Annotated in this window: 14 protein-coding genes; 6 read left to right on the forward strand and 8 right to left on the reverse strand. The window is 60.2% G+C overall.

What is annotated here, in order from left to right; genetic code table 11:
• Positions 1–359 precede the first annotated feature (359 nt).
• Positions 360–1,037: a GHMP family kinase ATP-binding protein gene (locus tag NKJ09_RS17460; protein WP_352515851.1), complete on the forward strand. Its 678-nt coding sequence runs from the start codon at positions 360–362 to the stop codon at positions 1,035–1,037.
• On the forward strand, positions 1,034–2,080 hold the full coding sequence (locus NKJ09_RS17465) for a pyridoxal-phosphate dependent enzyme (RefSeq protein WP_352515852.1): 1,047 nt from the start codon (positions 1,034–1,036) through the stop codon (positions 2,078–2,080). Before NKJ09_RS17460 ends, NKJ09_RS17465 begins: the two co-directional genes overlap by 4 nt.
• Before the next feature lie 45 nt (positions 2,081–2,125).
• Here the strand turns inward: NKJ09_RS17465 and NKJ09_RS17470 are convergent, their stop codons facing one another.
• From NKJ09_RS17470 to NKJ09_RS17495, 6 genes are all read right to left on the reverse strand, one after another.
• Positions 2,126–2,857, reverse strand: a complete 732-nt coding sequence (locus tag NKJ09_RS17470) for an amino acid ABC transporter ATP-binding protein (RefSeq protein ID WP_352515853.1) — start codon at positions 2,855–2,857, stop codon at positions 2,126–2,128.
• Positions 2,854–3,510, reverse strand: coding sequence for an amino acid ABC transporter permease (locus NKJ09_RS17475; RefSeq protein ID WP_352515854.1), 657 nt, complete (start codon positions 3,508–3,510; stop codon positions 2,854–2,856). The genes NKJ09_RS17470 and NKJ09_RS17475 overlap by 4 nt, the downstream gene beginning before the upstream one ends.
• Before the next feature lie 107 nt (positions 3,511–3,617).
• Entirely contained in the window at positions 3,618–4,364 is a 747-nt protein-coding gene (locus NKJ09_RS17480; protein WP_352515855.1) for a substrate-binding periplasmic protein, read from the reverse strand.
• Between the two features lie 157 nt (positions 4,365–4,521).
• Positions 4,522–5,814, reverse strand: coding sequence for a threonine synthase (locus NKJ09_RS17485; RefSeq protein ID WP_352515856.1), 1,293 nt, complete (start codon positions 5,812–5,814; stop codon positions 4,522–4,524).
• Positions 5,811–7,004 (reverse strand): M24 family metallopeptidase, encoded by a 1,194-nt coding sequence (locus NKJ09_RS17490; protein WP_352515857.1) that lies wholly within the window; start codon positions 7,002–7,004, stop codon positions 5,811–5,813. The genes NKJ09_RS17485 and NKJ09_RS17490 overlap by 4 nt, the downstream gene beginning before the upstream one ends.
• Complete coding sequence (locus NKJ09_RS17495) at positions 6,994–7,785, reverse strand: IclR family transcriptional regulator (protein ID WP_352515858.1); 792 nt, start codon at positions 7,783–7,785, stop codon at positions 6,994–6,996. Before NKJ09_RS17495 ends, NKJ09_RS17490 begins: the two co-directional genes overlap by 11 nt.
• Positions 7,786–7,913: 128 nt before the next feature.
• Between NKJ09_RS17495 and NKJ09_RS17500 the strand changes: the two genes are divergently transcribed.
• Entirely contained in the window at positions 7,914–8,168 is a 255-nt protein-coding gene (locus tag NKJ09_RS17500) for a helix-turn-helix domain-containing protein (RefSeq protein WP_352763109.1), read from the forward strand.
• 50 nt (positions 8,169–8,218) lie between these two features.
• On the opposite strand, the gene NKJ09_RS17505 is transcribed toward NKJ09_RS17500, so the two are convergent.
• Positions 8,219–8,434 carry a helix-turn-helix domain-containing protein gene (locus NKJ09_RS17505; protein ID WP_023679380.1) on the reverse strand — a complete coding sequence of 72 codons (216 nt, stop codon included), beginning with the start codon at positions 8,432–8,434 and terminating at the stop codon, positions 8,219–8,221.
• A gap of 127 nt (positions 8,435–8,561) precedes the next feature.
• Here NKJ09_RS17505 and NKJ09_RS17510 point away from each other — a divergent pair, with 127 nt between their 5' ends.
• Together NKJ09_RS17510 and NKJ09_RS17515 are read left to right on the forward strand one after the other, a co-directional pair.
• Complete coding sequence (locus NKJ09_RS17510; RefSeq protein WP_352515860.1) at positions 8,562–9,311, forward strand: autoinducer binding domain-containing protein; 750 nt, start codon at positions 8,562–8,564, stop codon at positions 9,309–9,311.
• A gap of 73 nt (positions 9,312–9,384) precedes the next feature.
• Positions 9,385–10,101, forward strand: coding sequence for an acyl-homoserine-lactone synthase (locus tag NKJ09_RS17515; RefSeq protein WP_352515861.1), 717 nt, complete (start codon positions 9,385–9,387; stop codon positions 10,099–10,101).
• A gap of 66 nt (positions 10,102–10,167) precedes the next feature.
• Here NKJ09_RS17515 and NKJ09_RS17520 read toward each other — a convergent pair whose 3' ends face one another.
• Positions 10,168–10,641, reverse strand: coding sequence for an Lrp/AsnC family transcriptional regulator (locus NKJ09_RS17520; protein WP_352515862.1), 474 nt, complete (start codon positions 10,639–10,641; stop codon positions 10,168–10,170).
• Positions 10,642–10,770: 129 nt separating this feature from the next.
• Between NKJ09_RS17520 and NKJ09_RS17525 the strand changes: the two genes are divergently transcribed.
• Entirely contained in the window at positions 10,771–13,161 is a 2,391-nt protein-coding gene (locus NKJ09_RS17525) for a thiamine pyrophosphate-binding protein (RefSeq protein WP_352515863.1), read from the forward strand.
• Positions 13,162–13,197 lie beyond the last annotated feature (36 nt).

Here is a 13,197-nt window from a genome sequence, read left to right on the forward strand (position 1 = left end):
ACAGCATGGATCAGTCATACACATCATCTGTCAATTCCAGGTGAGGAGATGACGTGGTGACAAAGACGGGGATGCTGAGATCCGGCCACCGGACAAACTCGAGCAACATCAACAACGAGACGATCAGGCTGCCACTTGCGGTAGGAGTCGGACGAGCGCACGCCCATCATGGGGAATTCCTCCAAGGCGTCTTTGAAGGGGAAAACGGAAGGCTTTGTCGCGGACTCGTAACCCTGCCGCTCACGTCGCAAGAGTCGCTAGCGACTTTCTGGCCGCATGAACAAAATGGGATTCGACCGCGGCCTGCAAACCGGACCAAAGCGGCTCGCGCGGCAGCCCTTACGCTCGAGCATATCGGAATGGCCGATGGAGGTGGGGAGCTTACGATCGAAAGCCCTATTCTGATAGGGCATGGCTACGGCTCCTCGACCGCAGACGTCATTGCGGCGATTCGTGCGGTGGCAGCTGCAGCGGGCCTCACGCTGCGCCAATCAACGGTTGCGCGACTGGCGGTGGCCGCAGAAGGCGCAAGCGACGCCATTGCGTACGGCGACCAGCCTATCCTCTTCGCCCACCGGGAAGGCCGTACAATCGAACACTTCGGTGGCGAGTTCCCGCCCCTTCTCTTGATAGGTTTCAGGGACAGCAGTGCCCGGCCGATCAATACGCTAAGTATGCCACGGGCACGCTACAATGGTGAGGAAATCGGGCTGTTCCGTGTTCTGCGGGGACTGGCGAACCGCTCCATCCGGCAACAAGATCCCCGCCTGCTTGGACGTGTCGCAACCATCAGCGCCAGTATCAGTCAGAGGCACCTGCCGAAGGCATCCTTCAATACCGTTTTGGATATAGCGCGGGCGCATGACGCGTGCGGTGTGCAGGTGGCCCACAGTGGCACATTGATCGGCATCCTTCTGGATGCCACTGCACCCAGGGCGGCCATGCGCGCTGCTGAACTCGCAAGGCAGGTGAGTGGCGCAGGCCTCCAAGGTGTGCATACGTTTGCCCTCAATGCCGAAACGGGGCTAATCCAGTGAGCGCGGCGCAAGACTATTTACGCGCCTATGAGACGCCGCGATTTGCCCAACTCGCACCTAATCTCAACGCCGCCTGCTTTTCCCTCATGAAGCTGATCCCCGCCCGGTTCATGGTCGATCAGGCAGAAGCGTCAGGGCGCCTCAGGCAGGAAGGTCACATCATCGAAACGACGTCGGGCACATTCGGCCTCGCCATCGCCATGCTAGCTGCGGTGCGTGGCTATGCGCTTACACTTGTCACGGCCTCCAGCCTCATCGACCTGAAACTCAGGCGGCGACTGGAACAACTTGGTGCCAAAGTCATGGCCATCGACGATCCTCGAGGAGACGGCAATCAGAGCGGTCGGCTCCAGTATCTTCAACAGACCCTGCGGGACAGCCCGGGCACGTATTGGCCTCGACAATACGACAGTCCGGAAAACCGCCTTGCCTATGCGCGCCTGGCCGACCTCGTTGTTCGATCATTCGGCCGTATCGATTGCCTCGTCGGCTGCGTGGGCACTGGGGGATCGCTTTGTGGAACCGGAGGCTTCCTTCGTGAGCTTTTTCCTGATCTCAGGATGATTGCTGTCGATACCCACCGAAGCATGCTCTTTGGCCAGCCTGTCGGACGTCGCATGCTGCGCGGGCTCGGTAACAGTGTTTTGCCGGAAAATGTTCGTCATGGGATGATCGACGATATCCATTGGGTGGGTGCATTGCCGGCTTACGCCATGGCGCATGGGCTCTTTCGCGATCACGGGCTCTTCATGGGGCCGACCAGCGGCGCCGCAGCCTTGGTCGCCGCCTGGTTCGCCAGGCAGAATCCGGAAGCCTCCACCGTCGTGATAATGCCAGATGAAGGGCATCGTCATTCCGATACAGTCTACAACCCCGACTGGCTCGCCGGTTTGAAGGATTGGCCAATCTCACTTCCTCTTGAACCAACTGTTCTCACGCAAATTCGTCCGGCCGAGGAGACGGCATGGACGAGATTCCCTTGGAACCGCAGAGCTTTAAACGTCGTCCTCGCAGGGCTGGACGGCCTGTCCCCTACGCAGTGACAGGTCCGAATTCAGGCTAGGCGACAAACCAACATCGGCTAGGAGTCAGACAGGGTGCATGACCCGGTGAAGAAAATCCTTAGTGCGTTCGTGTTTCGGATGTCGAAGGAGCTCCTTGGCCGGGCCTTGCTCAACGATCCTGCCGCCGTCGAGAAAGAGGACGCTGTCGGAGACCTCGCGCGCGAACTGAATTTCGTGCGTAACGACGAGCATGGTCATGTTCTCGTTTGCGAGCGCGCGCATGACCTGCAGGACCTCACCGACCGTTTCGGGGTCAAGTGCGGAGGTAGGCTCGTCGAAAAGAATGGCCTGTGGGCGCATCGCCAGGGCGCGGGCGATGGCCACGCGCTGCTGCTGGCCGCCCGACAATGACGCGGGATAGGCATTCGTCTTGTCGGCCAAGCCGACGCGATTGAGCAATGCCACGGCCCGCTCGCGCACCTGGTTCCTATTTTCCTTCAGCACGTAGAGCGGGCCTTCCATGACGTTTTCCAGGGCTGTGCGGTGCGGAAACAGGTTGAAGCGTTGGAAAACCATGGAAACACGGGTGCAGATGGCGTGAACCTGAGGTGAGGCGGCATCCACCACGGTGCCGTCGATGCTGATGCGACCGCGCTGATAGGTCTCAAGCCCGTTCACACATCGTAGAAGCGTCGATTTGCCGGAACCCGAAGGCCCGATCAAACATACGACCTGTCCCTTGGCGATCTCGGCGTTGATTCCCTTGAGGACTTCATGGGCGCCGAAGGACTTGTGCACGTCGTTGAAGGTGATCATCCCGCCGCCCCAAGATAGCTCTCGACTCTACGCATGAACAGGTTCAGCGGAACCGTCAGGCACAGGTAAAGCAGTGCCACCAAGGTAAAAACCGTCACGTTGTCGAATGTGGACGAGGCAAGCATCTTACCCTGCATGGTCAACTCCTGAACCGAAATCACCGACACAAGCGAGGAGTCCTTCAGCAGCATGATCATGTTGTTGGCGTAGGGCGGCAGAATAATCTTGACTGCCTGCGGTAGCACGACGCGGCGCATCATCAACAGACGCTTCATCCCGATCGATTTTGCCGCTTCGACCTGACCCTTATCGACCGCCTCGATGCCCGCCCGGAAGGTTTCCCCGAGATAGCAGGAGTGAGCCAGGCCCAGCCCGATCGTACCGGCCTGGAGCGCAGTCAAGTTGATGCCGATCTCGGGCGCGACAAAGTAGATATAAAAGAGAACCACCAGCAGTGGTATGCCGCGCACGAAGTCGACAAGGAGCCGCGTCGGCACGGCGAGACAGCGTATCCCCGATGTCCTAAACAGCGCCCAGACAAGGCCTAGCGCCGTCGCAAGACACAGCGCAAGAAGGGTTATCATGACGGTCAGCCAAACGCCTTGAAGAAGAAGCGGTAGATATTCCGTTGCGTGCGCGATGAACTTGGTCATGGCCGGCTTCCTTTTGGCACGTACCCCGGCCGTCACAGCCGGTCATTCCGATGCAATCCTATGGCCCTGCCAGCCGGCGCTTGTTTCGAGGTCATTGCGGGATGGCTTCAGAGGCCATATTTGGCAAATATTCGGGTTAATTCGCCGCTTTCCTTCAGCTTGGCGATGGAGGCATTCACCTTTTCGAGAAGCAGTGGATTTTCCTTGGCAACCGCCAACGCGACTTCGCCTTTTTTCATCGGCCGATAGCCGTCGACGAGGCGAACACCCAGTTCGGGGTTCTTTGAAAGCTGATATGCGACGATCGGGGCGTCACCAAAGCCGGCCTTAATGCGGCCCAAGACCACATCACGCATCATGTCAGCGATTGAGTCGTAGAGCTTGACTTGACCGAAGACGCCAATCGCTTCCAGGGCGTCAGCGTAGGTCGAGCCGATCTGCGCCCCGACGGTCTCACCTCTCAGCTCTTCGATCGTGTAGTTCTTGCTGTCGCCGGCAGCAACAAACATCGCCTCGCCATAGGCGTAAACCGGCGTGCTGAAATCGATCACCTGCTTGCGCTTGTCCGTTATGAACATGCTTGCGGAAATCAGATTGATCTTGTCGGTCGTCAATGCCGGGATCAGGGCTGGAAAAGCGTTTACCTGGAAGTCGGCGGTCGTACCAAGGTTCGCCGCAATCGCACTTGCCAGATCGACCATCGCGCCAGTTGGCTTTCGGGTTGCCGTGTCCACAAACGTGAACGGCACCCCGGTCGGCGTGACGCCGACCCTGAGGGTTTCCTCAGCCATCGTCTGAGTTGCCATTGCGACACCGAGGGCTGCGAGCCAGCCGATGAGTGTTTTGCAAAGCATGAAAATTCCCCTTTCATGTTTGAATCGAGGTTCCGCTCGCTAAGCGAGTTGAATTTGCCTCTCGTGGATAGTTTTTGGAAGTCGCAATACCGCCCAGTGATGGACGAGATCAGTCGATCAGAAGTCGCATCTGTTCATGATCGTCTCTATCTTCTCTTCAGGACATCTTCGCCGCGCGTTGTTCATGAGAGGGCGTGAAATGGTCACAGTCCCCGGCCAGGTGTTGCCACGCGTCGGCAACTGACCGAAACGATTGTGGTGCGTGGTCCGGGCCGGTCGAACGATCCAAATCCTTGAGGCCGCTCGCTGTCACGATGGCAACGACGCTGTCCGAGCGCGCGATCGTGCCCTCCCGTCTCAAGGATTCAATGGCCGCAAATGGCGTCACCGAGGCAAGCTCGGCAAACACTCCCTCGGTGGCCGCAAGCTGCTGCTGCATGTCTATCAGGCCGAAGTTGCCGACCGGCATTGCCATGCCGCCAGATTCACGCAGCGCGTTGAGCGCCTGAAACGTGCTTCGTGTGGTGCCGATCGAGATGGCAAGCGTGTCGAAACCCGCGGGAACCTCGGCGACCAGATCGGCCTTCCCGGCAAGCGCTTTGGCCAAGGATCCGTGCACTTCCGCCGCCACGAGTCTCGGCAACCGATCGATCCTGCCTTGGCTAAGAAGATCCTTGAATCCCGCCCAGAGCCCGGCAAGCGCGTCGCCATAGCAAACAGGCAAGGCGCACCAGTCCGGCACGGCTCCGTGCATCTGTTCGACGATCTCGTAAGCCAAGGTCTTGTAGCCCTCGATCCCAACAGGATGACTGCCGACGACGGGGCTGTGAAACGGCGACGTCGCAAACCATCCGAGGCGCTCGGTACCAGCGGCCAGCAATGGCCAGCGATGGGACTTGTCGGCCAGGGATACGACGCTGGCGCCGTATTTGCGGATCTGCGCCAACATTGCGCCGGCGGTGCCTGAGAATGTGACAACGACGCATTTCAAGCCTGCCCGAGCAGCATAGGCGGCAAGTGAGGCCCCGGCGTTGCCCGACGAAGCCGTCGCCACGACGCGTGCGCCACTCAAACGTGCCATCGACACCGCCACGGTCGAGAAGCGGTCCTTGTGGGACCAGGTGGGGTTTGCGCCCTCGTCCTTGATAAGCAACTTGGGGACATCGAGCTGCTTCCCCAGCCTCTCGGCGCTCAGCAACGGCGTCAGACCCTCGCCCAGAGAGATTGCATCGCTGAGCGCACAAGGGAGCATGTTGGCGTAGCGCCAGAGCGAGGGCAGCGCAGCACCCGCTGCGGAAGCGGCCGATGTAGCTCCTGATGGATCGTAGACGACCCTAAGATTGGCTGGCGCTTCCGCACAGCATATCGGGCAGCCGCGAGAATCGATTTTGGTATCGATCCGGAACAAGACGCCGCATCGAATACAGGAAAGACCTGCCGCGCGGTTCATGACGGCACCCGCGTGATTGCATCGCGCGTCTGCGTCAGCCGCTCCACTCCGCCCTGGCGAACAACAACCATGTCCTCCACCTGGAGGCCCCAGCGGCCGATTTCGTAGTAGGGCGTCTCCACGCACAGCACCATGCCTTCTTCAAGGACGTCTGTACTGCGCGCCGAGAGCGTCGGCGCATCATAACCATCAAGGCCGATGCCATGGCCGACGTGATCGCGCTCGTAGTGGGCAATTCCTTCGCGCTGAACCACACGCATCACCGCCTCGAAGAGCTGTGCTGCTGCCATGCCGGGCCGGATAATGTCGCAGGCGTGCTGAACGCCGCGCAGCAGAGCCTGCTGAAGCCGATGCGCCTGCGGCGGCGGCTCGCCCAGCGTGGCGATGCGGGCAATGTCGGCGCGGTAGTGCCGAAACCGGCCACCGACGTCGAAGCGGATGATTTCTCCAGCGCGCAACTTGCGGTCCGACGGCTGGACGTTCATGAGCGCGCTGCGCTCGCCAAAGCCGATGCATCCCAGTACGGGCAGGGCGCCTTCCTCAACCGTCTTGACATGAAAAGCACGCGCCAGGTCTGCTTCGGTGGCGCCTTCCCGAGCAACTGCGAGTGCTGCTTGAATGGAGCGTTCAGCAATCTGGGCAACTTGGCCGAGCCGTTCGATTTCATCTGCCGTCTTTACGGCACGAACCTCGCGAAGCAATGCGGTGGCTGGTAGGAACGACGCATTGGGAAAATGGGCTCTGAGGGTTTCCTGGTATCCTGGCGCGAGCCCCGCCTCGTCTATGCCGATCCGCCCACGGCCGAGCTTGGCTTCTTCCAATGCGGCGACCAAAGCCGCAATGGCATCGCCATGCCTCGGCAGGTCTCGAAGCTGGAGGTGTCGTTCATTGGCGAGGTCCACGGTGGTCGAGGAACCGACATTGGCGTAAAAGTCGCCATAGCGCCGAACCTTGCTTACCCACAGTTCCTGATCGGCAACGAGGTCGAGGGTGCTGGAGCTGGCGATGATTTCAGGCGTGCCCTTGTCAGGAGCCGGCCACACCACATAAGCCTGCGGGCCGCGACGGATCCATTGCGGCAGAGCCCAGAAGCCGCTCATATAGGTCACGTTTTCCGGGGCAGTCGCTATAATTGCGTCAAGCCCGACTGCCGACATGCATTGTTTCAGGCGCGCTTCGTTAAGCAGCATGATGGGAATCCCGAGCCTGTTTTGCTTCCAGAAAGCCGAGGCCGGTGGAAATGCGCGCCGCAGCCGCCATTACTGCCTCTCCAATCTCAGCGATCTCCACATGCGGTCCCACTGACCGGGGGTAGGCCGCACTTATAGCCGCGATGATTGTGCCTGATGCATCGCGAAGCGGTGCGCCGACCGCAATCAGCCCGGTAAAGTTCTCGTCCAGGGATGTTGTGTAACCAATGGGCTCGGACGCCCTGATTTGAGCAACGAGCTTGTGCGGATCGGTGACTGTGCGTACGGCAACCTGCTCCAGTGGACCTCGTCCAAGAATCCCAATGACCGCCTCGCCGCTCAGCTCCATCAGGAGCGCCTTACCCAACGCGGTGGAATGCAAGGGGAAGGTCTCGCCAGGTGAAGAACGAATGACGACCGGACTCTTGCTTTGCACTGTCAAGAGATAAATTCCGCAGCTGCCCCGCCTGATACCGAGGAATGCGTTGAAGCACCCTTCGGCGGCCAGCGCCTGCAGTTCGATTTCAGCCAAACCAACCAGGCGATCTCTGCCCAGGACCTTCCGCGCCAGCGCCAGCACGGAGTGACCCAGCCGGTAGCGCCGCGAGTCTGGCGACTGCTCGACATAGCCCTGCTCTGCCAGGGTATTCAGAATTCGCTGCACGGCGGGAGCACTCTGCTCAAGCCGGCGGGCGAGGTCGCGCACTCCGACAGCTTCGTCCGCTTCCTTGAGGACATTGAGAACCGCAAGCCCACGTTCCAACGAAAGATTTCCTGTCACTGACGTTCCTTATTTCGGAATGGCGTTCCTTAATATGATGAGAAAAGCAGCAATGGCCGTGCCTGTCAATGACGAATGTTCATTATAGTGTGTCGTCCTAAAGTGTGCGCAGCGACGACCATGCCGTCATGGACCTACGGTTGGTTGTCGGCCTCAACGTACAGAGGATTCGGCGCGCACAGGCCCTCTCTCAAGAGGAACTGTCGTTCCGTTCAGGATTCACGCGCGCCTATCTGAGTGGTCTCGAGGCCGGCCGTCGCAATCCCACACTCCTGTCGCTCGCAAAGCTTGCCACCGCATTGAGCGTCGACATCGAGGAGCTGACGAAACGCCCCGGCAAAAACGCCCGGGCCCCAGCTGGATTGTGCTGTGGCGCCGCGTGAGCGGCGCAAGGGAAAATCCTGATGCTCTCGGCGGCCTGCTGGCCAGTGCATCATGGCGAATTTCGACGGATGAGCTGCTCCACGTCAACTTGCAATGCCAACGCCAGTACCTCCAGCGTATCGACGGTCGGTGAGTTTTCCTCCCGCTCGAGCTTGCCGACATAGTTGCGATCGAGGCCGGCAAGGTCCGCGAGCTGCTCCTGCGACAAGCCCGTGCCTTGGCGCAGCAACCTCAGATTGCGAGCAAAAACAGACCTCAGCCTCATGCGGCGAGGCAGTCAGAACGCGCCCTTTAGTGCCACCTACTATAGTAGTCAAACGTCATGGCGCAGGTTGCGGTCGGACCTAAGTTTCTTATTGTTTCTTTGTCTCAGTACATTGAAAGGACGTGCAATGGCTGCGGTTCACGGGAGCGTTTTGCAAAATGAGCTAATACAAATTTTTGAAGCAACCGCGCAGATTGATCGTGCAACCAGCGCCACAGAAATCATTCGGCAACTGCGCAAGAGCATCGAACGTCACGGCTACGCAGCCTGTCTCGTCACCGAATTGCCACGCCAGGACACCGGGTCCCTGAATGAACACATCCTTGTGAACGGTTGGCCGCAGGAATGGTACGACCACTACATGGCTGCCGGACACTATCGTCATGACCCTTGCGCTGCTTTGTGCCGTGGTGCGATCGGGCCCTTCCTTTGGAGGGATGTCTATCACGACTTGACGAACAGCAATGCCAGGAGGGTGATGGATGAAGCGAAAGAGTTTGGTCTTTGCGACGGTATCTGCATCCCAATCCAGAGTGCGTTTGGCGATCCGGCCTGCGTAACAGTTGCTGGAAGCGAAATTGACTTGGCGCCGGCGGTGCGCCGTACCATTCATGCCCTTGCGCGCCATGCCTACTCGGCTGCCGAACGACTCGTTGGCAACTCGCGCAGGCGGCCGAGACAAAAGCTTTCCCAACGAGAACGTGAAATCCTGCAGTGGGTCGCGGGAGGAAAGACCGCATGGGAGGTTTCCCGAATACTTGGCATCTCGGAAAACACTGTGACGACCCACCTGCGCAACATCAAGCAGAAGCTCAGCACCGCCAACGTTGTGCACGCGATCGTCGAGGCTTTTCGCAGGCACGAAATCGAACTTTGATCCATCCCCATATCTGGGTATTTCCTGGGCAATCGTCGCGTGGTCGGATGGGGTTCCATCTCGAGGAACCGCAATGATTCAGGTCCATGTCGTCGACGCGTCAAACAGCTTTGCCTATCGAGGCGATCTCGACAGCTACTTTCGCCTGCGGCATGAAATCTATGTCGATGAACGTGGATGGCACGAGTTGAGACGCCCCGACGGTCGCGAGATAGACTCGTTCGATACTCCAGAAGCGATTTATCTGCTCGGCATCCAGCCAGGAAGAGGCGTTGTTGCCGGATCCCGTTTCGTGCCGAGCCTTCGGCCACATCTGATGAGCGAAACCTTTCCGCAACTCGCCGACGGTGGCGTTCCGCGCCGATCCAATATCTTTGAATGGACCAGGTTCTTCGTGGCGCGGAATCTTCGTGAGCCCGGCCGACCTTGCCAGGCAGCCGGCGTAATCTACTGCGGAATTTTGGAATTCTGTATTCAGCGACATATCAGCAATCTGACAATCGTGTGCGAGGAGTACTGGTTCGACCGCCTCGCATCGATTGGCTGGAGTCCGACGCAGCTCGGGCCTTCGCTCGCACATGATGATATGACAATCATCGGTCTGATGGTTGATGTCAGCCCATCAGCCTTGAGCGCGACGCGACAATTCTACCGCATAACGGAGCCTGTGCTTTGGGCCGAAAGTGCAATCGGACAGCTCGCCTCACCGGACACCATCCGCGGGGGCGCAGCCATCTCTATCGGCCAAAACTTTGATCAAGGCTCCACAGCGCCACTCGCGACCGGCTGAAATCATGCTCTCCCAGAACTTGCGGCAACCATGGAATTGAGTGAATGACCTGCCAACGCGCAAAGGTCATGCCTCTACCGGCAGCCGGTTCGATCGCTTGATCTGGGCAAGCGCGAAGCTGGATTCGATGGAGGCGACGCCGTCGAGCCGGGTCAGCTTTTCGTTCAGGAAGCGCTCATAGGCGTGCAGGTCGCGCACCACGACACGCAGCAGATAGTCGCGCTGGCCGGTCATCAGATAGCAATCGACCACCTCCGGCCAGCGCGCGATCGCCGCATTGAACCGCTGCAGCTCGTTCTCGCGCTGGCGTTCCAGCTTGATTGAGGCGAACACCGAGATTGGCAGGCCGACCAAATCCTGGTCGATCAGCACGGCGTAACCGGTGATGACGCCCATATCCTCCATCAGGCGGACCCGGCGGGCGCAGGGCGAGGCCGAAAGGCCGACCTGGTCGGCAAGCTGCTGCGCCGTCATCCTGCCATCGACCTGCAGCGCGGCGATGATCTTCCGGTCGATATCGTCCAGTCGGCTTTTTGGCACGAAACGTCACTCCTGTCGTCGATGTTGGCGAAAACAGCTAACTCAGCTGCCAATCTCATGCAAGTTTAGCGACAATCGGTTTTTGGTCAGCCCTATGATTGCGGCGATCGCAACCGGGAGTCTTGCAGAATGGACAAGCAAAAACTGGAGGCACTTTCGGCGCTGGAGAAAAAGGTGCTCTGGCTGTCGGCATGGATGATCCACAACGCCAATCATCTGCGCGAAAGCACCGACGGCCTAAAAGTCGGCGGGCACCAGGCATCCTCGGCCTCGCTGGTGACGATCATGACCGCGCTCTATTTCTCGGTGCTGAGGCCACACGACCGCGTTGCGGTGAAGCCGCATGCCTCGCCGGTATTCCACGCTATCCAGTATCTCCTTGGGAACCAGACGAGGGAGAAGCTCGAACGGTTTCGCGCCCTCGGTGGCGCGCAAAGCTATCCGTCGCGGACCAAGGATGTCGACGACGTGGATTTCTCGACCGGCTCCGTTGGGCTCGGCGTCGCGCAGACGCTGTTTGCCTCTCTTGTGCAGGATTATCTCAGCGCCCGCGACGAAAGCATGCCCGAGGGCCGCATGGTGGCGCTGATCGGCGACGCCGAGATGGACGAAGGCAACATCTTCGAGGCGCTGTTGGAGGGGTGGAAACACGGCCTGCGCAACTGCTGGTGGATCGTCGACTACAACCGACAGAGCCTCGATGCCGTGGTTCGCGAAGGCCTTTGGGAACGCTTCGAGAACATTTTCCGCAATTTCGGCTGGGACGTCGTCATCCTGAAATACGGCTCGCTGCTCGAAGCCTGCTTCACCGAACCGGGCGGCGAGGCGCTAAAGGCCTGGATCGACGCCTGCCCGAACCAGCTCTATTCGGCGCTGACCTATCAGGGCGGCTCCGCCTGGCGCAAGCGCCTGATCGCCGACATCGGAGACAAGCCGGGCCTGGCATCGCTTCTCGAGCGGCGCTCCGATGCCGAGCTCGCCGCGCTGATGACCAATCTCGGCGGCCACGACCTGCCAGGCCTGATCGAGGCCTTCGGGACGGCACGCCGCAACGATCGACCGACTTGCTTCATTGCATACACGATCAAGGGCTTCGGCCTGCCGCTCGCCGGCCACAAGGACAACCACGCCGGCCTGATGACCAAGGATCAGATGGCGGTCCTTCGCGCCTCGATGTCGGTCGGCGACGGGCGGGAGTGGGACGCCTTCGAGGGATTGGCTGTTGGGGATTTGGAGCTGCAAGGGTTCCTCGATGCCGTTCCGTTCGCGGCAAAGGGCCAGCGGCGCCGACACGCCCAGCGCATCGTGATCCCTGGTCGTCTCGTCGCGGAAGCCAAAGGCAGCGTCTCCACGCAGGTCGGCTTCGGCAGAATTCTGGACGAGATTGCGCGAGCTGGCGGGCCGCTCGCCGACGCGATCGTCACGGCATCACCCGATGTCACGGTTTCGACCAATCTCGGCCCTTGGGTCAACCGGCGCGGCCTGTTCGCGCGTCAGTCGCTCGCGGACACTTTCCGCAGCGAACGCATCGCCTCGGCGCAGAAATGGGAATTCGGCACCTCCGGCCAGCACATCGAACTCGGCATCGCCGAGAATAATCTGTTCATCCTGCTGTCGGCACTTGGGCTGTCGCATTCGGTTTTCGGCAAACGGCTGCTGCCGATCGGCACACTCTACGATCCGTTCATCCAGCGCGGTCTCGATGCGCTCAACTATGCCTGCTACCAGGACGCGCGCTTCCTCCTTGTCGCGACGCCTTCGGGGGTCACATTGGCGCCGGAAGGCGGGGCGCATCAGTCGATCGCCACACCGTTGATCGGCATAGCGCAAGACGGGCTTGCCGCCTACGAGCCGGCCTTCGTCGACGAGTTGGGCGTGATCATGCGCTTTGCCCTGGATTATATGCAGCGCGACGGCGACGCCGTGCAGTCGGACCGCACCTGGCTGCGCGACGAGACCGGCGGCTCGGTCTATCTGCGGCTCTCGACGCGCCCGGTCGAGCAGATCACGCGTAGCGTGACGCCCGTACTCGAGCAGGAGATCATCGACGGCGGCTACTGGCTGCGGCATCCGGGTCCTAATGCCGAAGTAATTGTTGCCTATACCGGCGCGGTTGCGCCGGAAGCCATCGAGGCTATCGGCATTATGGCGGAGGACCGTCGCGATGTCGGTCTCCTGGCGGTGACCTCGGCCGATCGGCTGAACGCAGGCTGGACTGCCGCGAGCCGGGCACGCGAACGCGGCGTTGTTCATGCCAGGAGCCATGTCGAAAGGTTATTTGCCGACCTTCCGGCGCATTGCGCCATCGTCGCCGTCACCGACGGCCATCCGGCCGCGCTCGGCTGGTTGGGCTCGGTCTACGGCCATCGCACGCGTAGTCTCGGCGTCGAGCATTTTGGCCAGTCGGGCACGATCGGCGATCTTTACGGGCATTTCGGCATCGACGCCAATTCCATAGCCACAGCGGCCGACCGGATTGCCGGCGGTCGCCCCATTCGCTACCTGCGTGCTCTAGATTGATGCTGGCAACATTCTCTGGCCGAGGCCTGATCGTGG

Source organism: Mesorhizobium sp. M0189, from assembly GCF_040322135.1.
In the GTDB taxonomy this organism is placed as follows: domain Bacteria; phylum Pseudomonadota; class Alphaproteobacteria; order Rhizobiales; family Rhizobiaceae; genus Mesorhizobium.